Here is a 25,282-nt window from a genome sequence, read left to right on the forward strand (position 1 = left end):
TACGCTTAAGGAGCTAGCCTTTCAATCTTCCAGGAAAAGTCTTGCAGTAATTTATATCTAATCCTGTCGTGAAGGCGATTTGGCCTTCCCTGCCAAAACTCCACCTCTACAGGTTTAACAATATAACCTCCCCAATGTTCAGGTCTTGGTATTTCTTTACCTTCAAATTGCTCTTCAAGTTCTTTTAAATTGTTTTCGAGATACTCCCGGGATGGAATTACCTCGCTTTGCGGTGACACCATAGCACCCAGCCTGCTGCCTTCAGGACGACTTTCAAAATATCCGTCAGACATATTTGCAGATACTCTCTCTGCCCTGCCTTTAATTATTACCTGGCGTTCCATTTCATACCAAAAGAACGAGAGGCAAACATTAGGATTAGCAGCTATAGCACGGCCTTTTTCTGAGTTATAATTGGTGTAAAAAACAAAACCTTCGTATGTATACTGTTTTAAAAGCACTACTCTTGACTTAGGAAAGCCGTCAAGACCAATAGAAGACACTGTCATAGCATTAACTTCGGCAGTAGTACCGAAGTCTTCTGTTTCCAAAAACCATGTCTTAAACAGGTTTATAGGGTCTTCCGGCAGATTCCCCTCTTCCAGGTGACTTTTCTCGTAAGATCTTCTATAATTACTTAAATCAGTCATTTTAGGCGTTTTAGATTGTTGGATTTTAGAAGAACAGAATATGTATAAAATTACTGAATTATAAATAATCCAGCTTAAAATTCAAATACTTTACCATCGTCAGCCAGCTCAACGTTTTCAAATACCGTTTTAGCTTCTTCTTTGAATGGTTCTATAGATCCGTATCGTGTAGAATAATGCCCTAGTACCAAGTGTTTTGCATTGGCTAAAAGAGCAATCTTAGCAGCTTGTTTAGCTGTACAGTGCATTGTCATTTCGCAATACTGTTCATCTGCTTCCAGAAAAGTACTTTCATGGTACAATACATCTACATCTCTAATCAGTGTTACAATGGTTTCATCATAAACCGTATCAGAACAGAAGGCGTAACTTTTTGGAGCAATTGGATCAAACGTTAATTCCTCATTAGGAATAACCGTACCATCCTCCATTGTCATATCACTACCGCTTTTAATCTTGTTATAGTAACAGGTATCGATATTATGATTCATTACAGCATTAAGATTCAGTTTCCTGTCACCTGTTTTTTCCTGAAACAAATAGCCATTGGTGTATACTCTGTGTTTTAACGGAATTGTACTTACAACGACCTTGTCATCCTCAAAAACAATCTGAGATTCTTTACTATCCAACTCATGGAAATAAAGATTATAACTGGTCCATGAACCCGATAATTTTAATTGTAATAAAGTAACTTCTTTTATTCCTTTTGGTCCATATACATGCAGATCATTCTGGCGGCTAAGAAGCGAAAATGTAGATATTAAACCTATAAGACCATAAAAGTGGTCACCATGTAAATGGGAAATAAATACATGGTTTATGCGGGAAAATTTAATTTTATGCTTCCTTAATTGTACCTGCGTACCTTCACCACAGTCTATAAGAAACATTTGATTCTTCATTTCCAACACCTGCGATGTAGGGTTGGTTATTGTTCTTGGAGTAGCTGCATAACAGCCAAGTATTGTGAGGTTCATTAATTTTAAGGTTTAAACTAGGAATTCAGCTGTCTTTTAATTCCTAAATATTGGTAAAAACCAACAAGTATACTAATTAAAAGCCTAAATCCCGTTCAATCTCTTCCATTTCAATGATATCATGTGCCTCAAGGAGTGTAGGCACAACAACCATTTCATCAGGCACATCGTTAAAATCAAGATCTGATGCAACAAGTACGAATGATTTTTTAGCTTTCCTGTGTTTGTTTGATAATGAAAGAAAGGTAAGAATACGCGGAAGATCGATAGCACTATCCTGACTTAAGTCTAGAATAATATTGTGTTCTTTATAGCTATTGTATTCCGTAGTCACTTTTTCCAGAAAAGAAGCAATATCTCCCTGAGTATTTTTAATTATTACAGTATGTCCTTTTTGTTCTACTTTCATTTTTTTAGTGTTACTGAGCACCTTAGTTGCTAAGTCGTTTAGGTTTTGGCGCTCAACTTAAAACTTTATTGTTTTATTTTAGATGCTAACAGGTAAATCACAGCCATCCTTACCGCTACACCATTTTCTACCTGCTCCAGAATTACTGATTGCTGAGAATCGGCTACATCACTTGTAATCTCTACCCCACGGTTTATAGGTCCCGGGTGCATGATCACGATTTCTTTATTCAATGAATCCAATAATGCTTTATCTACACCATACTGTTGCGCATATTCACGTGTTGACGGGAAATAGTTCACATCCAGCCTTTCGTTTTGCACCCTTAGCATATTAGCAACATCGGCCCATTCCAAAGCTTTGCGAAGGTTTGGTTCTACTTTTACTCCTAATGATTCAATGTATTTAGGTATGAGTGTTTTTGGACCGCATACTTTAACTTCGGCACCTTGCATCTGTAGTGCAAATATATTAGATAGTGCTACCCTTGAATGCAGTATATCACCAACAATTACAACTTTTTTACCGCCTACTTCTCCTAATTTTTCTCTTATCGTAAAAGAATCCAGTAAACCCTGAGTAGGATGCTCATGCGCTCCATCTCCGGCATTTACAATACTTGCTTTTACATTTTTAGAAAGAAAATGGGCAGCACCCGGTCTTTCATGGCGCATAACAACCATATCTACTTTCATAGACAGGATATTGTTTACGGTATCTATAAGTGTTTCCCCTTTTTTTACCGATGACTGCGCTGCAGAAAAACTAATTACATCAGCAGACAGCCTTTTTTGCGCCAGTTCGAACGAAAGCTTTGTTCGTGTACTGTTTTCAAAAAATATATTGGCAATGGTAATATCCCTAAGCGATGGGACTTTTTTAATGGGGCGATTTATTACTTCTTTAAATTGATCGGCAGTTTCAAAAATAAGGTCAATATCGTTTTTGTTGATATATTTTATTCCTAATAAATGATTAACGCTTAATTCTTTCATCTTAAATTGCTGTTGCGGTTAAGCCTTATATTAAAAAAACACTGTCTTCTCCGTCGTTCTCTACCCAGGATACTTTTACTTTCTCATCGTTAATGGCATCTACCTGACGGCCTCGATAATCAGGCTGTATAGGCAGGTGGCGGCTAAAACGACGATCTATAAGTACCATAAGTTCTATCTCAGAAGGGCGCCCAAAAGATTGTATAGCAGTTAACGCTGCACGAATGCTTCGTCCTGTATAAAGTACATCGTCTATAAAAACAACTTTCTTATTTTCTACAAGAAAATCGATCTCTGTCCTGTTTGCCTCTAAAGGCTTATCAGAACGACGGAAATCATCTCTAAAGAACGTTATATCAAGAAGCCCTAACTGAATATTAGTGACGTTGTATTCCTGTTCTAACATCTGTTTTATGCGCTCTGCAAGAAAACGTCCACGCGGCTGAAGCCCAATAAGTACGGTTTCTGAAAAATCGAGATGTTTTTCAATTAACTGGCAGGCCAAACGGTGTAGGATGATATTGACTTCTCTGGAATTGAGCAATACTTTCTGGCTCATAATGCGGTATTGTGTTTGGTTTGTAAAAGTAGGTAAAAAATAGATTTAGAAAAAATTAGATTACAATTAATTGGGCAAATCATTATTTAACAAATCAACCCGATTCGTCTTAATTTATACATAATTTACTTTATTTTAACAAAATATACTTTTATACGCCATAACTTTAACCTCATACAATCACAAAAACAAAAAATTATGCAAAACAGGATATTTAAACTCGGATTCTTCGCCCTGTTAATTGGTACACTTCTTACAGGGTGTGAAGTTATTGGCGATATTTTTCAGGCCGGTGTAGGCGTTGGTGTAATTTTAGTAGTTGCGGTAGTAGTGATCCTTATTTGGGTGATTAGTCGTTTCAGGAAATAGCCACTGGTATAAAACAAAAAATCCCGAACGCGAGTTCGGGATTTTTTTATTCCTAAATATACTATTTGTACATTTTCTTTCTAAGTTCCTGTACCTTTTCGTCATCAAGATAATCATCAAAGGTCATGTAACGGTCTATTACTCCGTTTGGTGTAATTTCCAGTACACGGTTAGCAACCGTTTGTGCAAATTCGTGGTCATGGGTTGTAAACAACACAGATCCTTTAAAGTTTTTCAACGAGTTGTTAAACGCCGTGATCGATTCAAGGTCAAGGTGATTTGTAGGCTCATCAAGCATTAATACGTTAGCACGAAGCATCATCATTCTTGAAAGCATACAACGCACTTTCTCCCCTCCGGATAATACTCGCCCTGTTTTTAACGCTTCTTCTCCACTAAAGATCATTTTACCAAGAAATCCACGGATATACACCTCATCACGCTCTTCTTCCGTCTTAGCCCACTGACGAAGCCAGTCTACAAGCGTAAGATCATTTTCAAAGAATGAATGGTTGTCTGAAGGAAGGTACGATTGGATCGTAGTAATACCCCAGTCAAACGTTCCGCTGTCCGGTTGTGCGTTACCGTTTAATATTTCATAGAAAGCAGATGTAGCACGGGAATCTTTAGAGAAGATAACAACTTTATCTCCTTTAGCCATGTTAAGATCTATGTTCTTGAACAATACTTCTCCATCAATCGATGCGCTAAGGTCTTTTACATTTAATATCTGGTCACCTGCTTCACGCTCCTGATCAAAAATGATTGCAGGATATCTTCTGCTTGACGGCTTAATATCATCTATTTTCAGTTTTTCAAGCATTTTTTTACGGCTGGTAGCTTGTTTAGACTTCGCTACGTTAGCACTGAAACGCATAATGAACTCCTGAAGTTCTTTTTTCTTCTCGTCAGCTTTTTTGTTTTGCTGCGCTCTCTGTCTTGCTGCCAATTGACTTGACTCATACCAGAATGTATAGTTACCCGAATACTGGTTTATCTTACTGAAATCGATATCTGAAATGTGTGTACAAACAGCATCCAGGAAGTGACGGTCGTGAGATACAACAATTACAGTATTATCATAATTTGCTAAAAAGTTTTCTAACCACGAAATGGTTTCAAAATCCAGGTCGTTGGTAGGCTCATCCATAATAAGTACATCCGGATTACCAAATAATGCCTGTGCTAATAACACACGTACTTTTAGTTTACCGTCAAGATCTCCCATTAATGTATAATGATAATCCTCAGAAATACCTAAGTTAGAAAGCATTGATGCAGCAGCAGAATCGGCATTCCAGCCATTCATTTCTTCAAAAATCACCTGAAGCTCACCTACCCTCTCACCATCTTTATCAGAAAAGTCAGCTTTAAGGTAAATTTCATCCATCTCCTTTTTAACGGCATATAGGGTTTTATTACCCATCATGACCGTTTCAAGTACCGTATTTTCGTCAAACATGTTGTGGTTCTGACTAAGTACCGACATACGTTTGCCCGGCTCAAGATGAACGTGGCCTGAAGTTGGATCTATTTCTCCTGCAATAATTTTTAGGAATGTAGATTTTCCGGCACCGTTTGCGCCTATGATTCCGTAACAGTTACCTTGTGTAAAAGAGGTGTTTACTTCGTCAAACAAAATCCTTTTACCGAACTGTACCGATAAATTTGAAACTGATAGCATTTTAAAAAATTTTTGCAAAAGTACAAAATTTGCTACAGTTTATCAGATAACGAACAATATTAAAATTTGAAAGTTTTTTTAACTGTCTTTTAACAACTACAGGGAGCTATTAAAAATATTTTTGTGTTTACACCTTACACACCTTATGTCAAATTTTCATAAAATCGGATTACTGCTATTTTTAATAGCGGCATTAACATCATGTAAAAATGATGATAATGACTATTCTGCCTATTTTGGCGGCGTAGTTACCAATCCAAAAACGCCTTATGTAATATTTAGCAAGGACGATAAGGTTATCGATACGTTACACCTTGATGAGCAAAACCGATTTTTTATAAAATTCGACTCCCTTGCCCCAGGGCTTTACAGCTTTAAACACGAACCTGATTATCAATATGTTTACTTTGATAAAAACGACAGCCTGATGGTTTCTATAAACACATCAAATTTTGATGAATCGATAGTGTTTAGCGGAAATGGTGACAAGAAAAACAATTTCATGATGGATCTTTACCTTATGCAGGAAAAAGACCGTATAGCTGATTATAATATTTACAATGCTAATTTTAACGCATTCCAAAAAAACCTTGATTCTGTTTATTCACTAAGGCAGGCTTTTTATAAAAAAGAGAAATCGGAAATTAACTGGAGCGACGATTTTAATTTCTATGCCAATGCAAGGCTCAATCTTAATTATTATGCTAAGAAAGAGTGTTATCCTTACCTCCATAAACGAAGGACAGGTAAAGAAGCCATATCTAAAGTTCCGGCAAATTTTTATGATTTCAGGAAAGAGATAAACTTTAATGACCCAAGACTTACTAATTTTTCTCCTTTTGTGCGTTACTTCACCGCAATGCTTAATAATATTGCCGACACTAATAAACACAACAGTACCAACTCTGAAGAGAATTCCCTAAAAGACAATATTCTTAAGTTAAATATTGCCGATTCTATATTCTCTAATAAAATCGTAAAAAATGAAGTGCTGGATAATATTGCTTTTGCTTATATGCTGGAAGATCATAATATTACAAACAGTCAAAAATTCCTTGATCATTTCCTTACCTTATCCACAGACGATCACAAGACCAATGATATAAAAAAAATGAGTGATGCCGTAAGACTACTCAAAGAAGGACAAAAGCTTCCCGGAATAAAGCTGCTTGATACTAATAATAATTGTTTTGATATACAAAACAACATCCGCAAAGAAACTGTTATCTTCTTTTGGACCGTTTGTGCACAAAATCATCTTGATCTCGTTTATAAAAAGCTGGATGTGCTTAAAAAGGAACATAAAAACATAAACTTTATAGCCGTAAATGTAGATGAAGATAAAGAATGGAAAAAAATGATGCAATTACATGAATTCCAAAATGCTTTTCAACTTCGGGCAGGAAACCTGCAGGCTCTTAAAGACAAATGGGTGTTTACCAAAATAAACCGAACCATCATTTTAAATTCTGACGGCACTATTAAAAATGCATTCGCCAACCTTATGGATGTTAAATTCTCTGATAATCTATAAAACTCCACAGATTATTCTCCCCTGTTTGATTTCCACAAGTATTAGCTTGATACATACAGATTGTAAAATGAGCTAACAAACTAACTTTGTTCTTATTAAACAGCAAAGTTAAACATCATGAAATATAATTTTTTAGGAAACACAGGACTGTTAGTATCTGAGTTATGTTTTGGAACCATGACTTTTGGCGGTAAAGGTTTTTGGGAAGCCATTGGCCGTACACAGCAGCAGGAAGTAAATGAACTAATGAAGGTTGTTATCGACTCCGGTATTAATTTCATAGATACCGCTAACGTATATTCTTACGGGGAATCGGAAAAACTTTTAGGACAATCTATTAAAGATTTAGGACTTAACCGAAACGAACTTGTGATTGCGACAAAAGTGCGCGGTCGTATGGATGATAAGCCAAATGGTGTAGGCCTTTCGCGTTACCATATCTTCAATTCGGTAAATGAAAGCCTGGAACGCCTGCAACTTGACCATATTGATATATTATATGTACATGGTGTAGATCACAGAACACCTGTAGAAGAAACAATGCGGGCACTTAATGATATTGTACTAACAGGCAAAGTGCGCTACATAGCCGTTTGCAACTGGCCTGCATGGATGGTTATGAAAGCACAGGGCATAGCCGATAAAAACGGTTGGAATAGATTTATTGGACTTCAATATTTCTATTCGTTAGCTGGTAGGGATATTGAGCGTGAGATCGTTCCCTTAGCCGAAGATCAAAACCTGGGGATCATGCCCTGGAGTCCTTTGGCAGGAGGATTTCTTTCCGGAAAATATGCCCGTGATATCGAAAAAACAGGAAATTCAAGAAGGGATACATTCGACTTTCCTCCTATCAACAAAGAAAAAACCTATGATATTGTAGATGTAATTACCGAAATCGGACAGCAGTACAATGCCTCTCCATCTCAAATAGCTTTAGCATGGGTGCGTTATCAACCGGGAATTACGAGTACCATCATTGGAGCAAAAAATATTGAACAGCTAAATGACAATATTAAATCGATCGAAATTGAGCTAAGTACTGCCGATCTCGAAAAAATCGATGCAATAAGTGCTTTAACTAAAGAATATCCGGAATGGATGGTAGACCGTCAGTCTGTCGATAGACCACGATAACCTAGAATGCAACTATTTTAAAAGCCTCAAAATATATTGTTTTGGGGCTTTTTTATTTAATCGGTATCCATATTTCTTCTTCCGATTTTGGATCTCCATTTTTATATTTTGAACCTAATAGTTCAAAATGCGGCCTGTTATCCAATTCATAACCAGAACTAGGCAGCCATTCTTTAAAAATATACCCAAACACCTCTGCTCCATTTTCGGGATTACCAATGTAATGAAACACGGCATATTTTCCTCCGGGCAGGATATAAGTCTCCATACCATCCGGAACAGTATCAAAAGCTATTACTTCAAGGGCCGCCCATTTTTTGAATTCAGCAGCAGGATTAAAGTTTTCAAAGTAGTTGTCATCATATACCTGCATCGAATATAAATCGGAACCAATAGTATCTTTAACCTGACTCCTTACAGGCATAAAATTTTTCCAAAGCTCAAAGGTTTTATTATTGACTAGCGACATGATAATATGCTTACCGATGAGTTTTTTTTCCTGGATGGTTTGTATGGTTGGGGTCATTTTTATGATATTTGATTATAGCATTGCAAAGATAGGAATGCTTCCATAAGCTCCACGACAATATTCAACTTTACGCTTAATAATGCTTCGACAAGCTCAGCATGACAATCTACTAATTACAACATCACGCTTGACTACAAAATGCTTCGACATGCTCAGCATGACCTGTAATCCTTTGATTTTATGACTTTCAAACTCTATGATTAAAGTTTTATTTATTCATCTGATAAGTAGTTAGTTTTTTTATCAATCCCTCTTCCATTTCAAAAACATCACAAAAAACAGCATCAAGAAGATTACCTGATTTGAATCTTGCCTGTACTGCACCCTCTGCAATTACTACATTGTTTTCTTCTACCATCTTTATGATAGTAACAGTAGGAAGACCGGTAAAAGCATCATTCTCAATTTCATTATCAAAAGCTTCTTTTCCCTGAATATTGATGAATTGCGGCATATACCACACTACATCTCCCGTAAGACAGGATAGTATCATTTCATGATCTCCGGCATTAAAACCGTCCATGTATTTTTGTACAGTAAGTTTGTTTTGTGTCATTTGGTTGATTTTATTATAACAAAGTACCTTCTAGTGCCTATATAACGCTGCGTAAACAGGACAACTGGCAGGATGGTTTTAAACAAATTATATTTCAATTTAAATATAACACTTTTAACAACTTCTTACCTAAACCCTCTGTATTAAAATAGCTTAAAAAAGAGTAACTTTGCGTTTTGCACAAAAAAGCTATGCTAGATACTACAGATAATATAGAAGTATTGGGTGCCCGCGCCCACAATCTTAAGAATATAGACGTTACCATTCCGCGTGAAAAACTCGTGGTGATCACAGGACTTTCGGGTTCAGGAAAGTCATCACTTGCATTTGACACCATTTATGCCGAAGGGCAGCGCCGCTACATCGAAACTTTTTCGGCTTATGCACGTCAGTTCCTTGGTGGCCTGGAGCGCCCGGATGTAGACAAAATTGACGGCCTTAGCCCGGTTATTGCTATTGAGCAGAAAACCACAAGCAAGAGTCCGCGTTCTACAGTAGGTACTATTACGGAAATCTATGACTTCCTGCGTCTTCTTTATGCCCGTGGTGCAGATGCTTACAGCTACATGACCGGAGAGAAGATGGTGAGCTACAGCGATGAAGGTATTAAAGACCTTATTCTTGAAAAATTTAAAGGTAAGCGCATTACTATACTGGCGCCTATTGTACGCAGCCGTAAAGGACATTACCGCGAACTGTTTGAGCAGGTGTCTAAACAGGGCTTTCTTAAAGTGCGGGTAGATGGCGAGATAAAGGATATTGAAAGCGGTATGAAACTGGATCGTTACAAAAATCACGATATTGAAACGGTTATTGACCGTATGCTGGTTGAAGATACTCCTGATAATGATAAACGCCTTGCTGACAGCATCAGGACAGCAATGTACCATGGTGAAGATGTTATGATGGTTATTGAGCAGGAAAGTGGAGAGGTGCGCTACTACAGTCGTAATCTTATGTGTCCTACTTCGGGCATATCTTACCCTAACCCTGAGCCTAACAACTTTTCGTTCAACTCACCTAAGGGTGCGTGCCCGCATTGTAATGGCTTGGGTACTGTAAACGAAATAAACCTTAAAAAGATAATACCTGACCCTAAACTATCTATCAAAAAAGGTGGTTTTGCTCCACTTGGCGAATATAAAAGCTCATGGATATTTAAGCAGATCGAGATCATTGGGGAAAAATATGATTTCAAACTAACGGATGCCATTGAGAAAATCTCTGATGAAGCTATGGACATGATCCTTAATGGCGGAAAAGAGAAATTTACCGTAAGTTCTAAAACACTGGGTGTTGACCGTGAATACAAGGTAGATTTTGAAGGTATTTCGAGCTTTATTAAAACCCAGCATGACGAAAGCGGATCGGCTTCTATTAAACGATGGGCTAAAGATTTCATGGACGAGGTAGATTGCCCGGTATGCCATGGAACCCGATTAAGAAAAGAGTCATTGTACTTTAAGGTTAATGATAAAAACATTGCCGAACTGTCTGCAATGGACATATCTGATCTTGCTGAATGGTTTGAGCACCTGCATGAAAACCTGAACGAAAAACAAAAAGCAATTGCCCTTGAAGTAGTTAAAGAAATAAAATCTCGACTAAGCTTCCTTGTTGATGTTGGATTGAATTACCTGGCATTAAACCGTGGATCAGGATCACTTTCGGGTGGTGAAGCACAGCGTATCAGGCTTGCAACACAGATAGGTTCGCAATTGGTTGGTGTGCTTTATATTCTGGACGAACCAAGTATTGGTTTGCACCAAAGGGATAATGAAAAACTGATCCATTCATTGGAACAGCTACGCGATATAGGCAACTCAGTTATTGTTGTAGAACACGACAAAGACATGATTGAGCGTGCCGACTATGTAATTGACATTGGTCCTGCTGCAGGTCGTTTTGGCGGCCAGATAGTAAGTGCCGGAACTCCTGCTGAATTACTAAAAGAACATACGCTTACAGCGGCTTACCTGAACGGTGAAAAAGAAATTGCCGTACCTAAAGTGAGAAGAGAGGGCAATGGAAAAACCCTTAAACTTACCGGGGCTACAGGTAACAATCTTAAAAATGTTTCGATAGAGATCCCGTTAGGGAAAATGATATGTGTTACAGGCGTTTCGGGAAGTGGAAAATCGACATTGATCAATGGTACACTATACCCTATACTTAATGCCCACTTTTTTAATGGTGTTAAGAAACCGCAGCCGTACAAAAAAATTGAAGGTTTGGAGCATATCGATAAAGTAATTGATATCGATCAGTCGCCTATTGGCCGTACGCCGCGATCTAATCCGGCTACGTACACTGATGTATTCTCGGAGATTCGTTCACTATTTACCCAAACACCAGAGGCAATGATACGCGGTTACAAACCGGGACGTTTCAGCTTTAATGTAAGCGGTGGGCGTTGTGAAACCTGTGAAGGTTCAGGACTTCGTGTTATAGAAATGAGCTTCCTTCCAGATGTTTATGTGGAGTGCGAAACCTGTCAGGGCAAACGTTTTAATCGTGAAACACTGGAAATTCGATACAAAGGGAAATCGATATCCGATATATTGGATATGACAGTAGATGAGGCTGTTCCATTCTTTGAGAACATACCTAAAATCTTTAGAAAAATAAAAACCATACAGGACGTTGGTCTTGGTTATATTACACTGGGACAGCAAAGTACAACACTATCCGGAGGTGAAGCACAAAGGATTAAACTGGCTGCCGAACTCTCTAAAAAAGACACCGGAAATACCTTTTACATACTTGATGAGCCTACTACAGGACTTCACTTTGAAGATATCAGGGTATTGATGGAAGTGATCAATAAACTGGTTAATAAAGGAAATACGGTACTTATTATTGAACATAATATGGACGTTATAAAACTTGCCGACTACATCATAGACATTGGTTATGAGGGTGGTAAAGGCGGCGGACAGCTAATTGCTAAAGGAACACCTGAAGAAGTGGCTAAAAACAAAAAAAGCTATACGGCACATTTCCTGAAAAAAGAATTATCTTAGGCGTATTAGTTGATTAAATTTTTGAATACAAATGGCGAAAGAAAAATACGAGAACGACGACGAATGGATTAATGAAAGCCTGAAGCAAAAGTCATGGCATGAAATAAGAAGTAATGATTCCTGGGTTATCTTCAAGGTAATGTCGGAATTTGTGAATGGTTATGAAACCATGTCCAGAATTGGGCCTTGTGTAACCATATTTGGCTCTGCCAGAACCAGTGCTGATAATAAATACTACCTGCTTGCTGAAAAAATAGCCGAAAAGATTACTCGTGCCGGATATGGCGTGATAACAGGCGGCGGCCCGGGTATCATGGAAGCCGGTAATAAAGGTGCCAGCCAGGGCGGCGGACCATCTGTAGGTCTTAATATAGAACTCCCTTTCGAACAGCACTTCAATCCATATATCGATCACGATAAGAATGTGAATTTTGATTACTTCTTTGTTCGTAAGGTAATGTTCGTGAAGTACTCACAGGGATTTGTGGTTATGCCGGGCGGGTTTGGTACGCTGGACGAAATGTTTGAGGCTATAACGCTTATACAAACCAAGAAAATTGCCAAATTCCCTATTATACTGGTAGGTACACAATTTTGGGGCGGCTTGATGGAATGGATTAAAACAGTAATGATTGAACAAAATAAAAATGCAAATCCTGAAGACCTAAACCTTATTAAAGTCGTAGATACTGCTGAGGAAGTTGTAGAGGTTATAGATGCTTTTTATAAAAAATACAGCCTTAGTCCTAATTTTTAAAAAAAAACGTAGTTGTTTTCTGTATTTTAACATTGCAGAAAGCAACTTTTTGTTTAGTTTAGTATCTAACGGGAGTACTAAAACTATTTAAAGTACAGTACAATTAATTTTAAGGCAATTTGAATTTAATAGCAAGGCTTCTTTTTACTTTACTTCTACTGATGTTTTCAGCGCATCTGTATGCCCAGCACCAAAATAAAATTTTTGTTGAGCTGGATGCTACAAAAAGAGTATTAAAGGTAAGACAGGAGATTGTTTATTATAATCAAACCCCTGACACTTTAAAACAATTTGTACTTAATGACTGGAACCATGCCTATTCTGATAAAGATACCCCTTTAGCAAAACGTTTTTCGGACGAATACATAAGGGCATTCCATTTGGCAAAAAGTGAAGAACGTGGCAGTACTGTGATCTATTCTATAATTGACCAGAATAATCTTTTACTAAGCTGGACACGTCAAAAAAAACATCCGGACATTGTGGATGTTCAGATGAAAAATCCCATCTACCCCAATCATAAATTCAAATTTACTCTTACCTACGAGGTAAAAATCCCAAACGATCGTTTTACCAAATTTGGCTACAATGATAAAACCGGGAGCTATACCCTTAAAGACTGGTTCCTAGCGCCTGCACGTGTAGAAAACAACAAGTTCGTTCGATACAGTAATGAGAATCTGGATGATATTGCTAATGGTATAAGCGACTATGAAGTAACCCTTACTGTACCTGAAAACACTAAAATAACAACCGACCTTTATGTGGGTAATAAGACTACCGACAAAAACGCTGATGTGTTTTATTTAGTGGGCAAAAGCCGAAATAGCTTTAACCTTATCATTGAACCTGTTAATAGTTTTAACATCTACCTAAATAAATACATAGAAGTTAGCTGTAACCTAAAAGATAACCGTGTTACCGATTTACAAAAAACAGCTTTAATTGAAAAAATAACCGAGTTTACTGCTAAAAACCTTGGTGCTTATCCTTATGGTAAAATACTGATCACACAGGCAGATTATGACCGTAACCCAATGTATGGATTAAACCAGCTGCCAGCCTTTTTAACCCCCTACCCTGATTCTTTTATTTATGAAATAAGATTCTTAAAAACATACCTTAATGCTTACTTAAAAAACACTTTAAGACTCGATTCCCGCAAAGACAACTGGCTCTATGACGGTATTCAGATGGAGCTGATGATGAAGTATATTGAAGAGAACCATCTTGATAAAAAAATGATGGGACAGCTCTCCAGCTGGGGACTATTGAAAGGACACAATCTTTTTAATATCGACTTTAACGGTCAGTACAACTATGTCTATTTACTTACCGCACGTAAAAATCTGGATCAGCCAATAGGCGATCCAAAAAATACATTCATAAAGTTCAACGAACAGATAGCTGGAAAATACAGGGCAGGACTAAGTTTTAAATATCTCGATGCTTATTTAGGAGACAGCATCGTATCTCAGAGTATTGCTAAGTTTTATGAGCTGAATATAACAGAAAGACAAACCGATAGAAAGGATTTTGAAAATATCCTTAAATCTAAAACAACAAAAGATACTGACTGGTTCTTTACTACTTTAGTCAATACCCGTAAGCTTATCGATTTTAAGTTTGGAAAGATCCATACTGAAAAAGACTCATTGAAAATTACTATTAAAAACAGGACAGAAACAAACGTTCCCGTTTCATTATATGGTTTAAACAAAGGCACTGTGGTATTTAAACAATGGCTCAATAACATTGAGAAAGACAGCACTTTTACAATACCAAAACAAGGAATAGACAAACTGGCGCTTAATTATAACAATGAAATTCCTGAATATAATACCCGTAACAACTGGAAAAAATTAAATAGTTTTTTTCCTAACAACAGGCCTGTAAAGTTTACTTTTTTCCAGGATATAGAAGATCCCCGCTATAACCAGATCTTTTATGTCCCGAGTTTTACATTTAATATATACGATGGTTTTTCTCCTGGTTTAAGGCTCCACAACAAATCCTTACTCGACAAGCCCTTTGTTTTTGATGTAGAACCCACCTATTCTGTAAAAACGGGGGAATTAATAGGCTCTTTTTCTTTAATTTTCAATCAATATATACGGGAGCAATCGCTTTATAGCGTACGTTATTTTATAACCGGATCTACCTTTCATTATGCATCTGATGCCCGATATACAAAATTCACACCTATGATATTGTTCCGTCTTCGGGAGGATGATTATCGTGAAAATAAAAAACAGTCCATCCTTATCAGGCAGGTGCTTGTAAACCGTGAGAAATCGGCATTTGTAGCAACGGATGATAAAAACGAAAACTATTCTGTATTCAATGCACGTTACAGTAAATTTGAATCGGAAATAACACGTCATTATAATTTTTATACTGATATGCAGCTCGCAGGGAATTTTGGTAAGTTTTCGGGAGAAATTCAATACAGAAGGCTCTTTAATGATAACAGGCGTATCAACCTGCGCCTTTTTGCGGGTACATTTATTTACCGTAGTACTAACTCTGATTTTTTTAGTTTTGGTCTTGATAAGCCTACAGATTATATGTTTGACTATAACTTTTATGGGAGATCTGAAACTAAAGGTTTATTTAGCCAGCAGTTTATAATGGCTGAAGGAGGATTTAAATCGAAACTGGATACCCGTTATGCCAACCAATGGATGACAACTATAAATGCCAGCTTTAATATATGGAACTGGGTAGAAGTGTATGGCGATGCCGGATTATTTAAAAATCAATACCGTAACGCAAAATTTGTATATGACAGTGGTATACGCTTAAATGTACTTCCTGATTATTTCGAACTGTACTTTCCTGTATATTCCAGCAATGGTTTTGAACCAAACGAAGGAAAATATGCAGAAAAAATTCGTTTTGTAGTAACAATTAGCCCCAATACCTTAATAAGTCTCTTTACAAGAAAATGGCTTTAGGACAAGTATTATTATTGCAATTAAGACTTAAAACATAAATTATACCTATTTTTTAGTTTGATTCATTAAAAAAAAATCATTCAAATCTAAACATCGACACTTTTTATTATCAAAAATGAAATCAAATTTTTATCATGTTTTTATGATATTTCATTCTTTTAATTAAATTTGTAGTCACACAACACCGGTTTATGACAGATACAGAAACAAAAAAATCGATCTCATTTGAGGATTTCAGAGCTGAAGTGCTCCAGGATTATAAAATTGCCATAACCAGCAGAGAGTGCAGCCTTTTAGGCCGTCGTGAAGTACTTACCGGAAAAGCAAAATTCGGGATATTTGGTGATGGAAAAGAAGTGCCTCAACTTGCTATGGCAAAAGCGTTTAAGAATGGCGATTTCCGTTCGGGCTATTACCGTGACCAGACTTTTATGATGGCGATCGGTCAATTGAATATTCAGCAGTTTTTTGCAGGATTATACGGCCATAGTGATCTTGATCACGATCCGATGTCGGCAGGAAGACAAATGGGCGGGCACTTTGCTACGCACAGTCTTGATGAAAACGGTAATTGGAAAAACTTAACACAACAAAAAAATTCGAGCGCAGATATTTCTCCTACAGCAGGACAAATGCCTCGTTTACTAGGATTGGCGCAAGCGTCAAAAATATACAGAAATGTTATAGGTGTAGAAAATAACAGCAATTTCTCTGTCAATGGAAATGAAATTGCCTGGGGTACTATTGGTAATGCCAGTACGTCTGAAGGGTTATTTTTTGAAACTATAAATGCTGCGGGTGTTTTACAGGTACCGATGGTAATAAGCGTTTGGGACGATGAGTACGGAATATCTGTACATGCACGTTACCAAACCACAAAAGAAAACATCTCTGAAATCCTTAAAGGATTCCAGCGTGATGAGAATGCAAAAGGATATGAGATCATCACTGTAAAAGGATGGGATTATCCTGAACTGGTTTCGGCTTATGAGAGAGCGGCTGAAATTGCACGTACTGAACATGTACCGGTACTTATGCATATTAACCAGCTTACACAGCCACAAGGCCACTCCACATCGGGTTCTCACGAACGTTATAAAGATGCTGACCGTCTTGCATGGGAAAGCGAATATGACTGTGTTGCACAGATGAAAAAATGGATGCTGGAGAATGAAATCTCTACAGTTGAAGAGCTTAATGCAATTGACGAGCAGGCTAAAAAAGATGTTCTTGAAGGTAAAAAAGCGGCATGGTCTGCTTATGTTACTCCTATAAAAGAAGAGCAAAAAGAGCTGGTAGCATTACTTAATACGGTTGCTTCACAAAGCCCTAATAAAGTTTTTATTGACAAGTATGTAACTGAAGTTGCTGCTATCAAAGAGCCTATCAGAAAAGATCTTTTAGTAACAGCAAGAAAAATACTTCGCTTAATTATTAAAGAAAACGGTAAAAACAGTCTTTCGCAATGGATCACTGCTTATACCGAAAAAATACAACCAAAATTCAGCTCACATTTATTCTCTCAGTCTGACGAGAATGTATTTACTGTAAAAGAGGTACTTCCTGAATATGCGGATGATGCAGATGATGCTGACGGACGTATGGTTATACGTAATAACTTTGATGCTATATTCAGCAAACACCCTGAGGTCCTTATTTTTGGTGAAGACTGTGGTAACATAGGCGACGTTAACCAGGGACTTGAAGGAATGCAGGAGAAATATGGTGATTTTAGAGTATGTGATGCCGGTATCCGTGAAGCTACAATATTAGGTCAGGGAATTGGTATGGCAATGAGAGGCCTTCGCCCTATTGCTGAAATACAGTACCTTGATTACCTGCTGTATGCAATACAAATTATGAGTGATGATCTTGCTACACTACAATACAGAACAGCAGGAAGACAAAAAGCACCACTTATTATAAGAACACGTGGCCACAGACTAGAAGGAATATGGCATTCCGGTTCTCCAATGGGGATGATCATTAATGCTATTCGTGGTATTCACGTATTAGTACCACGAAATATGACCAAAGCAGCCGGATTCTATAATACACTGCTGGAAACTGATGAGCCTGCTCTAGTAATAGAATGTCTTAACGGTTACCGTCTTAAAGAAAAAATGCCAACTAACTTAGGCGAGTTTAAAACACCTATCGGAGTTGTAGAAACAATCAAAGAAGGTAAGGACATTACACTGGTATCTTATGGTTCTACCCTGCGTGTTGTAGAACAGGCAGCCAAAGAGCTTTTAGAGATAGGTATTGATGCTGAGATCATAGACATCCAGTCATTACTTCCATTTGACATTAACCATGACATTGTAAAAAGCATAGCTAAAACAAACAGGCTATTGGTTATTGATGAAGATGTGCCGGGAGGAGCTTCGGCCTATATCCTGCAGCAAATTGTAGACGTACAGAATGGTTACAAACATCTTGACAGCAAACCGGAAACCCTTACCGCTAAGGCTCACCGTCCATCGTATGGAACAGATGGTGATTACTTCTCAAAACCATCTTCTGAAGATATTTTTGAAAAAGTTTATGCTATCATGAATGAAGCTAAACCAAACGAATATCCTGAACTATATTAATACAAAAATCCCCCTGTTCTGCAGGGGGATTTTTTATATCTATTATTTCTTTAATTATTTAATGTAAACCGTTTTTACATTAACGAATTCTTTAATTCCGTTTTCTGCCAGTTCCCTTCCATAACCGGATCTTTTTATTCCGCCGAATGGCAATGCCGGATCTGACTTTACCATTGCATTTATAAATACAGCACCTTCTTCAAAAAGATGTATTTTCTTTTTGACACCTAAAATGTCTTTAGTAAATACTGTAACACCCAGCCCAAAGCTTGTTTTGTTACTTAATGTTACAGCTTCCTCAAAAGTATCGAATGGCATAACCGGTACAGCCGGACCAAACACCTCTTCATTAAAAACAGGCATATCTGTAGTAACATCAATTAATACGGTAGGCTCATAGAAAGCGTCTTTACGTTTACCTCCTGTAACTATCTTTGCTCCCATCGCTACCGATCTGTTTACCTGCTTCTCTACATCTTCAGCAAGATCAATTCTTGCTAAAGGCCCCATATCGGTATCTTTCAACATAGGGTCTCCTACTTTTAATTCTTGTACAGCTTCTTTGAGGCGAGCAATAAACTCATCAAAAAGAGATTGATGCACTAAAAATCGTTTTGCTGCTATACAACTTTGTCCCGCATTTTGCATTCTTGCGTTTACAGCAATTGGAATAACATCATCAAGATTAGCATCTTTACATACAATAAGCGCATTACTTCCACCAAGCTCCAGTACAGCTTTTTTAATTTGCCTTGCCGCAGCAGATGCAACTGCCGCCCCTGCCTTTTCACTTCCGGTAAGCGATACTGCTTTAATAATTGGATTATTAATCAAATTTTCTACCTGATCACCTGCTATTAGCATGTTTTGATATACACCTTCGGGAAACCCCGCTTCAAGGAAAATCTGCTCAATCAGTTTGGCGCTTCCGGCAACATTTGATGCATGTTTTACTACAACGGTATTTCCAGCCAATATAGCAGGAATAGCAAAACGAAAAACCTGCCAGTATGGAAAATTCCAAGGCATCACACCGAGTATTACACCAAGAGGTTCATAGGTTACAAAACTCTCATCTGCATCGGTATCTATTTGCTTTGTATTTAAAAAATTTTCAGCATTATCAAGATAGTATTGACATAAAAGTCCACACTTCTTAACTTCCGAAATAGACTGCTTTATAGGCTTACCCATCTCCAAAGTACACGTTTCAGCCAAAAACTGTTGTTGTTTTGTTAAAACAAATATTAAAGTTTTGATAAATTTTAGTCTTTCTTTTAAAGGCAAAACGCTCCATCTTGCAAAAGTTTCCTGACTAACACCAATTCGCTGAGTTGACTGTATATCAGTTAAATATTGATGTTCTGACACTAATTTACCATCATAAGGATTTGTTAATTTATACATTCTAGAATTAATTTTTGGAATTTGTTTTAAAATTACCAAATTTTTAGTCGAATTGAAATTATTACTTTTACAAAAAATTTAAAACGATTAGAAATAATCAAACAGTAAATCAATACCCTTATCATGAAAAAAGTTGTACTCCCATTATTATTAGTTTGCCTTACATCGGCAAGTTTACGTGCGCAGGAAGCACAAGAAACAACCGCTACCGGCGACAATGGCTATAATAAATGGTCTATTGAAGTTGCAGGTGGTGTTAATAAGCCTTTTAGAACATTTACCCCGGGCTTTCGTACTGACAGAGCTAATCTATTTACCGTAGATCTAGGAACCAGATACATGTTTAATAACAAGTTTGGTTTGAAATTAGATTTTGGTTACAACAAATTTGAAAACAATGATGAATCTCCAAAATTTGAAAGTACTTACTTAAGAGCAGATATCCAGGCAGTAATAAACCTTGGAAGAGTGTTAAGCTTTGAAGACTGGACTAGTTCTATTGGACTTTTAGCACACGGTGGTGGTGGTGTATACCAACTATCTAGTGACAAAGGCTTTGATGGAGAAGATTATGGAGCTAACCTGATTGGAGGTTTAACAGCTCAGTTAAAACTTTCTAGAAGCATTGTATTGACAGGAGACGTTACCGGTATTGCTAACGGATTCCAAAATAGAAGTTTTGACGGATTTACCGCTAACAATGGTAAAGGTGTTGTCGTTAATGGTACACTTGGTCTTACTTTTTACCTAGGAAAACATGAACAACATGCTGACTGGGCTACAAACGAGAAAAAAGACGAACTTGCTGCTATTGAAGATAGATTAGGTTCTATCGAAACGATGATGAATGATACAGATAAAGATGGTGTACCTGATTATCTTGACGCTGAACCAAACAGTACTACAGGTGTTGCTGTAGATACAAAAGGTAGAGCAATTGACCTTAACAACAATGGTATTCCTGACGAATTAGAGAAATACGTTGATGCTAAAAACAAAGAAGTAATCGAAAAAGTAGGTAAAGGTTCAGGTTCAGGAACTGATCTTGAAGGTTTAATTAACGGTGGTTATGTAAACGTATACTTTGATTTCAATAAAGATGTACCTAATGCACAATCTGTAGGTGGTATCAACTTCCTTATGAAGTACCTAAAAGAAAACCCTTCTGCTTCTGCTGATGTTATCGGATATGCTGACGAAATTGGTAATACTGATTACAACAAAGACCTGTCTAAACGCAGAGCTGAAAATGTTAAGAAAATATTAGTTGATTCTGGTATTGCTGCTTCAAGATTAAACATCATTGGAAACGGTGAAGATACATCTGTAAGCAAATCTTCTAAAGAAGCCCGTCAGGTTGTAAGAAGAGTAACATTTATTATCAAATAATTATTTCATAATAATATTAAAAAGCCCTGCATTATGCAGGGCTTTTTTTATATCTTTAAAAGAAAAAGATGAACCAGCGAGACCCTGACATTCTTGCCCTTCGCGGCGAAACATTGGGAGAGATCCATCCCCAATCATCAAAAGAAGAGATATTCCAGAACAAAACCCTGCGGCCTATTTTAAAATTACAGAACGAGCTTTTTATTGAATCGTTTATTAACTACATAAACAAGTCTAAAAGTGATTTCTATAACTTTACCATAGAAAGGAAAATGCTCTTTATAGACAATGCTGTACATAAGGATATAAAATTCCGTAATGCATTAAAGGGAATGGTAATTGGTTTATTTACTATTGAAGAGTTTAAGGAGTACATACAAAACTCATCGAACCTTAATAAGCGAATGATGAATTTACTTATTGACCGGTTAAAAGACCAAATACAATTACTTATTGAAAAGGAATAAAAAAGAGGGCATTAGCCCTCTTTTTTATTCTATATTACTTTCACCATTGAGATTTGTTGTGAGCACATCGCTCATATAATCAAAAAATGGCCGCATTGCTGTAAATGTAGCAAGTACTTCGTTTTTAAAATTCTTATCCAGTACCTCATCATCTGTAAAACGCCTTACAACTAGAAATTGTTTCTTCCTTATAAGATCTATAGCGCTGTGAGCTCTATCAAAATCTTTAGGAGCCGTTTTAAGCTCCTCGCCCTCCATAGTCCCAAAACATTTTTTAAAGCCGGGAGCAGCCATTATTTGGCGTATTTCGGCATCATCAAGTTCAAACTCTTTACGGATGCGTTTTAAATCTTCAGAATTGGGTGCCCAAAAGCCTCCTTCAACAAAACTATTACCCGGTTCCAGATGGAGATAATAACTCCCTCTGTAAAAAGGTTTGGTTCGGGAATACCATGCACTCAGGTATTTTTTATAAGGTGACTTGTCTTTAGAAAAACGTACATCCCTGTAAATTCTGTATACCTGCACGCTTTCAATAGAATCCTGCTTTTGCAGTTCTGTATTGATCTCGTGAAAAAAAGTCTTTGCTTTTTGTTCTTCAACCTGAAAAGCAGCTTTATTTTCGGTAAACCATTCCCTGTTGTTATTTTTAGTAAGCTGGGTAAGAAAATCTAAAACCGATCTTGTAATCATTAGTTTGTTTTTTTAGGCACAAATACCAATACCTCTTTGGTACCGTTTAGTAAAACCAGTTTGTCTTTTTGAACTTTTACCATATTTGCTTCGTGAAGTGCTTTCATAAATGTTCCCTCTCCTGTTCCCGGGCAAAACATTTTTGTAGACATCATTTGTCCAAGAGTAAGCTTTCCATTATCTTCGAGCGTATAAGTTCCTCCGTAACGATTACAGCCATTTCCGCCATTCACCCTCCCATCTGTTCCAAAAGTGGCGTCTGGTATACCTCTGTCATAATCGGCTGTATTGATAGCACTGCCATTTATAGAAGAAAGTTCCCATTCGGTCGATGTTATTAGATTTTTTGCATTGCCTCCTTTAGTACTGCTGCAGCCTGTTATTACTACTGCAAATACCATTAGACTTAAAGTTGCCATTAGCTTTTTCATACGTTGAATTTATTAAATGTTTCAACAAATTTAAGACCAATTTTAAACACCGAAGGTGTATTTATAACAATTTTAATACAGCGAAATTAAAGCAATCCGTTGTATTTTCTTATAAACCATTCGGCCGCAAGGGTAATAGCCAGTAATACAAGCAACCAGATCCAGTCGATAAGTGGAGACTTTTTAGTGATCTCTTTTTGTATTGCCTTATAATTATCATTATTAATAAGGAAATCGATAAGCTTGTCTGCTGTATCAGCATAGTAGACTGCTCCATTTGTATTAGCAGCTGTTTGTTGAAGACGTGCCAGATCAGGATTTACAAATTGTTTTTCAATTTCAAAATCCAACACTTCAAAAGAACCATTGTATTGTGTTTTAGAAGTGCTTTCGTTCACTGTAAAGGTATACTGGCCAGCATCCAGTCCGTCAAGATTTACTTTATATTCGGCTGTACCTTTAAGGAAGTCGTATGTTTTAGACGAATTCGTCTTTTTATTCTTAAGCTGGATGGTTAGCCTCGCATTTTCATCGAATTCATAATTCTTATTAAAGTATTGTGCCGTAACCGGGATGACCTCACCAGAATTATAAAAACTCTCGTGGTTAACAACCAATGATTTCCTTTTGGAGTTTGAAGCAAGAAACTGGATAGTCTTATCGATAAAAATATCAAACTGTTCAAATGATTTAGTATTCAGGTGGCTTTCTACTCTCCATTTCCAGATATTCTCCCCTAACAGGAATGCAGAACGCGAAGGTCCGGTTTCAGAGAATACCATTAATGGATTATCTGTCTTTACATTTCTGATGCGTGCCTGCAGCAAACTGCTTACATTTGCTTTTGTAGTAATTGTCCCAAAAGGATGCACCAATGGCGGAAATTGCTCAAAACCGATATTATCCAGGGCAAACATATTAAACTGGGAATTAAAATCAGCCAGATAGTCCTCTCGTTGTGAAGTCATTTTAAAATTGAGCTGATCCTGATATTGGTTCAGTAAATTAAAGTCGGTACTAAGACCTGTAATCGTAAAGGTATTTAAACCTGCATTTTTGTTTTGCTCCAGAATAGTCTTGAACGAAGCATCCGGCTGGTACAATATCAGTACATTATAATCCTGCAGTGATTTTACTTCATTAGGTTTAAGAATGGTTACTTTTCGCTGCTGGTTCGTTTCGATAGAACGTTTCAATGCGCCAAGATCAGGATGATTTATCGAGGCTATCAAAGCTACTTCAGAACGCTGATCGATAACTTCTACTGCAAAGTTCTTTACGTTGTTGTAGCGGTTCTTCTCTGGTTCGGCAGATGATATTACTGCCCTGTAGGTTTGTACACCTACTTTATCTGCGCTAAGCAATACTGATAGCGACTCTGCCTTTTTGTTTTTAGAGAAGCTAATATTCTGTTTATGCAAAACAGCATTGCCCTGCATGATATTAAAAACGGCATTCACAGTTTTATTTCCGCTATATTGAAGAAAAACTTCTACCGGAAATTTATTTTTTAAAAAGGCATACTTGTTTACGTTTACCTGGCTTACCCTAAGGTCCAGAAATGTAGTTGTATCGCCCAGTACTAATGGATATACAGCCGTATTTTCACGGAAGCTGTACACATAATCATTACCTATGGTCTGATTACCATCGGTAAGCATAACTACAGGATAATTTGCGTTTCTGTATAACTGTTTCAGGTTTTGTGCTACCTGATCAATATGTGTTTGTTTACCTTTAAAATCGAGCGGTTTACCACTCTCAAAACCATCTGCAAAGGTATAAAGCTGCACATCATATTTGTCTTTTAATCCTTTGTTTCCTGCTATTTTTGCCGAAAGCGCTGCTGCCAGGCTATCCTGACCCAGCTCTTTTATCGACTGTGAATTATCGACCACTATCGGTAACGGAGTCTTAACCGTTTCAAGGTCTTTCCTTGTGATGATCGGGTTAATAAGCAACAGGAAAATAGAGAATAAAGTAACAAAACGTAAAAAAGCCAAAAAGAAGAACACACGTCCTTTCTTTTTGGCCTTAAAAAGATATTGATAAAACGATAATCCAAACGCTGCAAATGCAGATAATACTAACAATACGATCGTAGATGCAGTCATTTTTAGTTATCGGGTATTTCTAATATTCAGTACTAATTTTAATAA

General features: G+C 37.1%; 21 protein-coding genes. 9 read left to right on the top strand and 12 right to left on the bottom strand.

The genetic code is table 11. The features are described from left to right. Nucleotides 1-5 precede the first annotated feature (5 nt). The 5 genes from pdxH to pyrR all read right to left on the bottom strand — a co-directional run bounded on the left by pdxH (nucleotide 6) and on the right by pyrR (nucleotide 3,593). The gene (pdxH, locus tag EPI11_RS13695) at nucleotides 6-650 is read right to left on the bottom strand and encodes a pyridoxamine 5'-phosphate oxidase (RefSeq protein WP_128390548.1); all 645 of its coding nucleotides are present in this window, start codon (nucleotides 648-650) and stop codon (nucleotides 6-8) included. Between the two features lie 74 nt (nucleotides 651-724). Continuing rightward, nucleotides 725-1,630 (bottom strand): ribonuclease Z, encoded by a 906-nt coding sequence (locus EPI11_RS13700; protein WP_128390549.1) that lies wholly within the window; start codon nucleotides 1,628-1,630, stop codon nucleotides 725-727. Between the two features lie 76 nt (nucleotides 1,631-1,706). Then, nucleotides 1,707-2,039 (bottom strand): ribonuclease Z, encoded by a 333-nt coding sequence (locus tag EPI11_RS13705; RefSeq protein WP_128390550.1) that lies wholly within the window; start codon nucleotides 2,037-2,039, stop codon nucleotides 1,707-1,709. Nucleotides 2,040-2,104: 65 nt separating this feature from the next. After that, entirely contained in the window at nucleotides 2,105-3,034 is a 930-nt protein-coding gene (locus EPI11_RS13710) for an aspartate carbamoyltransferase catalytic subunit (protein WP_128390551.1), read from the bottom strand. Between the two features lie 25 nt (nucleotides 3,035-3,059). Further along, nucleotides 3,060-3,593 carry a bifunctional pyr operon transcriptional regulator/uracil phosphoribosyltransferase PyrR gene (gene pyrR, locus EPI11_RS13715; RefSeq protein WP_128390552.1) on the bottom strand — a complete coding sequence of 178 codons (534 nt, stop codon included), beginning with the start codon at nucleotides 3,591-3,593 and terminating at the stop codon, nucleotides 3,060-3,062. A 198-nt stretch (nucleotides 3,594-3,791) separates the two neighbouring features. Between pyrR and EPI11_RS19000 the strand changes: the two genes are divergently transcribed. Beyond that, a complete protein-coding gene (locus tag EPI11_RS19000) occupies nucleotides 3,792-3,962 on the top strand; it encodes a hypothetical protein (RefSeq protein WP_164879176.1) in 171 nt (56 codons plus the stop codon). 61 nt (nucleotides 3,963-4,023) lie between these two features. Here the strand turns inward: EPI11_RS19000 and EPI11_RS13720 are convergent, their stop codons facing one another. After that, nucleotides 4,024-5,646 (bottom strand): ABC-F family ATP-binding cassette domain-containing protein, encoded by a 1,623-nt coding sequence (locus tag EPI11_RS13720; RefSeq protein WP_128390553.1) that lies wholly within the window; start codon nucleotides 5,644-5,646, stop codon nucleotides 4,024-4,026. 145 nt (nucleotides 5,647-5,791) lie between these two features. On the opposite strand from EPI11_RS13720, the gene EPI11_RS13725 reads away from it, so the two are divergent. Both EPI11_RS13725 and EPI11_RS13730 read left to right on the top strand, forming a co-directional pair. Continuing rightward, the gene (locus EPI11_RS13725) at nucleotides 5,792-7,180 is read left to right on the top strand and encodes a TlpA family protein disulfide reductase (RefSeq protein ID WP_128390554.1); all 1,389 of its coding nucleotides are present in this window, start codon (nucleotides 5,792-5,794) and stop codon (nucleotides 7,178-7,180) included. Nucleotides 7,181-7,297: 117 nt separating this feature from the next. After that, nucleotides 7,298-8,317, top strand: coding sequence for an aldo/keto reductase (locus EPI11_RS13730; RefSeq protein ID WP_128390555.1), 1,020 nt, complete (start codon nucleotides 7,298-7,300; stop codon nucleotides 8,315-8,317). 52 nt (nucleotides 8,318-8,369) lie between these two features. Here EPI11_RS13730 and EPI11_RS13735 read toward each other — a convergent pair whose 3' ends face one another. Next, nucleotides 8,370-8,843 (bottom strand): GyrI-like domain-containing protein, encoded by a 474-nt coding sequence (locus tag EPI11_RS13735; RefSeq protein WP_128390556.1) that lies wholly within the window; start codon nucleotides 8,841-8,843, stop codon nucleotides 8,370-8,372. Nucleotides 8,844-9,054: 211 nt separating this feature from the next. Next, complete coding sequence (locus tag EPI11_RS13740) at nucleotides 9,055-9,402, bottom strand: nuclear transport factor 2 family protein (RefSeq protein ID WP_128390557.1); 348 nt, start codon at nucleotides 9,400-9,402, stop codon at nucleotides 9,055-9,057. A 191-nt stretch (nucleotides 9,403-9,593) separates the two neighbouring features. On the opposite strand from EPI11_RS13740, the gene uvrA reads away from it, so the two are divergent. The 4 genes from uvrA (at nucleotide 9,594) to EPI11_RS13760 (ending at nucleotide 18,736) form a co-directional block, all read left to right on the top strand. Further along, nucleotides 9,594-12,425 carry an excinuclease ABC subunit UvrA gene (gene uvrA, locus EPI11_RS13745; protein ID WP_128390558.1) on the top strand — a complete coding sequence of 944 codons (2,832 nt, stop codon included), beginning with the start codon at nucleotides 9,594-9,596 and terminating at the stop codon, nucleotides 12,423-12,425. A 31-nt stretch (nucleotides 12,426-12,456) separates the two neighbouring features. After that, entirely contained in the window at nucleotides 12,457-13,182 is a 726-nt protein-coding gene (locus EPI11_RS13750) for an LOG family protein (protein ID WP_128390559.1), read from the top strand. Between the two features lie 161 nt (nucleotides 13,183-13,343). Next, on the top strand, nucleotides 13,344-16,139 hold the full coding sequence (locus EPI11_RS13755; RefSeq protein WP_128390560.1) for a gluzincin family metallopeptidase: 2,796 nt from the start codon (nucleotides 13,344-13,346) through the stop codon (nucleotides 16,137-16,139). A gap of 191 nt (nucleotides 16,140-16,330) precedes the next feature. Further along, nucleotides 16,331-18,736 (top strand): alpha-ketoacid dehydrogenase subunit alpha/beta, encoded by a 2,406-nt coding sequence (locus EPI11_RS13760; protein WP_128390561.1) that lies wholly within the window; start codon nucleotides 16,331-16,333, stop codon nucleotides 18,734-18,736. A gap of 54 nt (nucleotides 18,737-18,790) precedes the next feature. Here EPI11_RS13760 and EPI11_RS13765 read toward each other — a convergent pair whose 3' ends face one another. Further along, nucleotides 18,791-20,143 (bottom strand): NAD-dependent succinate-semialdehyde dehydrogenase, encoded by a 1,353-nt coding sequence (locus EPI11_RS13765; RefSeq protein ID WP_128390562.1) that lies wholly within the window; start codon nucleotides 20,141-20,143, stop codon nucleotides 18,791-18,793. A gap of 123 nt (nucleotides 20,144-20,266) precedes the next feature. Here EPI11_RS13765 and EPI11_RS13770 point away from each other — a divergent pair, with 123 nt between their 5' ends. Beyond that, a complete protein-coding gene (locus EPI11_RS13770) occupies nucleotides 20,267-21,532 on the top strand; it encodes an OmpA family protein (RefSeq protein WP_128390563.1) in 1,266 nt (421 codons plus the stop codon). Nucleotides 21,533-21,600: 68 nt separating this feature from the next. Further along, nucleotides 21,601-21,999, top strand: a complete 399-nt coding sequence (locus tag EPI11_RS13775) for a glyoxalase (RefSeq protein WP_128390564.1) — start codon at nucleotides 21,601-21,603, stop codon at nucleotides 21,997-21,999. Between the two features lie 24 nt (nucleotides 22,000-22,023). Here EPI11_RS13775 and EPI11_RS13780 read toward each other — a convergent pair whose 3' ends face one another. The 3 genes from EPI11_RS13780 to EPI11_RS13790 all read right to left on the bottom strand — a co-directional run bounded on the left by EPI11_RS13780 (nucleotide 22,024) and on the right by EPI11_RS13790 (nucleotide 25,237). Then, entirely contained in the window at nucleotides 22,024-22,692 is a 669-nt protein-coding gene (locus EPI11_RS13780; protein WP_128390565.1) for a DUF2461 domain-containing protein, read from the bottom strand. Next, on the bottom strand, nucleotides 22,692-23,123 hold the full coding sequence (locus EPI11_RS13785; RefSeq protein ID WP_128390566.1) for an META domain-containing protein: 432 nt from the start codon (nucleotides 23,121-23,123) through the stop codon (nucleotides 22,692-22,694). The genes EPI11_RS13780 and EPI11_RS13785 overlap by 1 nt, the downstream gene beginning before the upstream one ends. 86 nt (nucleotides 23,124-23,209) lie before the next feature. Further along, entirely contained in the window at nucleotides 23,210-25,237 is a 2,028-nt protein-coding gene (locus EPI11_RS13790; protein WP_128390567.1) for a hypothetical protein, read from the bottom strand. Nucleotides 25,238-25,282: the final 45 nt, after the last annotated feature.

The sequence above is a fragment of the Flavobacterium cerinum genome, assembly GCF_004028155.1.
Lineage (GTDB): Bacteria > Bacteroidota > Bacteroidia > Flavobacteriales > Flavobacteriaceae > Flavobacterium > Flavobacterium cerinum.

Coding starts and splice junctions, on each gene's coding strand:
- pyrR (WP_128390552.1), bottom strand. CDS start 3,593: ATGAGCCAGAAAGTATTGCTCAATTCCAGAGAAGTCAATATCATCCTA.
- uvrA (WP_128390558.1), top strand. CDS start 9,594: ATGCTAGATACTACAGATAATATAGAAGTATTGGGTGCCCGCGCCCAC.
- EPI11_RS13770 (WP_128390563.1), top strand. CDS start 20,267: ATGAAAAAAGTTGTACTCCCATTATTATTAGTTTGCCTTACATCGGCA.
- EPI11_RS13775 (WP_128390564.1), top strand. CDS start 21,601: ATGAACCAGCGAGACCCTGACATTCTTGCCCTTCGCGGCGAAACATTG.
- EPI11_RS13760 (WP_128390561.1), top strand. CDS start 16,331: ATGACAGATACAGAAACAAAAAAATCGATCTCATTTGAGGATTTCAGA.
- EPI11_RS13710 (WP_128390551.1), bottom strand. CDS start 3,034: ATGAAAGAATTAAGCGTTAATCATTTATTAGGAATAAAATATATCAAC.
- EPI11_RS13790 (WP_128390567.1), bottom strand. CDS start 25,237: ATGACTGCATCTACGATCGTATTGTTAGTATTATCTGCATTTGCAGCG.
- EPI11_RS13780 (WP_128390565.1), bottom strand. CDS start 22,692: ATGATTACAAGATCGGTTTTAGATTTTCTTACCCAGCTTACTAAAAAT.
- pdxH (WP_128390548.1), bottom strand. CDS start 650: ATGACTGATTTAAGTAATTATAGAAGATCTTACGAGAAAAGTCACCTG.
- EPI11_RS13730 (WP_128390555.1), top strand. CDS start 7,298: ATGAAATATAATTTTTTAGGAAACACAGGACTGTTAGTATCTGAGTTA.
- EPI11_RS13725 (WP_128390554.1), top strand. CDS start 5,792: ATGTCAAATTTTCATAAAATCGGATTACTGCTATTTTTAATAGCGGCA.
- EPI11_RS13765 (WP_128390562.1), bottom strand. CDS start 20,143: ATGTATAAATTAACAAATCCTTATGATGGTAAATTAGTGTCAGAACAT.
- EPI11_RS19000 (WP_164879176.1), top strand. CDS start 3,792: ATGCAAAACAGGATATTTAAACTCGGATTCTTCGCCCTGTTAATTGGT.
- EPI11_RS13700 (WP_128390549.1), bottom strand. CDS start 1,630: ATGAACCTCACAATACTTGGCTGTTATGCAGCTACTCCAAGAACAATA.
- EPI11_RS13735 (WP_128390556.1), bottom strand. CDS start 8,843: ATGACCCCAACCATACAAACCATCCAGGAAAAAAAACTCATCGGTAAG.
- EPI11_RS13750 (WP_128390559.1), top strand. CDS start 12,457: ATGGCGAAAGAAAAATACGAGAACGACGACGAATGGATTAATGAAAGC.
- EPI11_RS13740 (WP_128390557.1), bottom strand. CDS start 9,402: ATGACACAAAACAAACTTACTGTACAAAAATACATGGACGGTTTTAAT.
- EPI11_RS13755 (WP_128390560.1), top strand. CDS start 13,344: ATGTTTTCAGCGCATCTGTATGCCCAGCACCAAAATAAAATTTTTGTT.
- EPI11_RS13705 (WP_128390550.1), bottom strand. CDS start 2,039: ATGAAAGTAGAACAAAAAGGACATACTGTAATAATTAAAAATACTCAG.
- EPI11_RS13785 (WP_128390566.1), bottom strand. CDS start 23,123: ATGAAAAAGCTAATGGCAACTTTAAGTCTAATGGTATTTGCAGTAGTA.
- EPI11_RS13720 (WP_128390553.1), bottom strand. CDS start 5,646: ATGCTATCAGTTTCAAATTTATCGGTACAGTTCGGTAAAAGGATTTTG.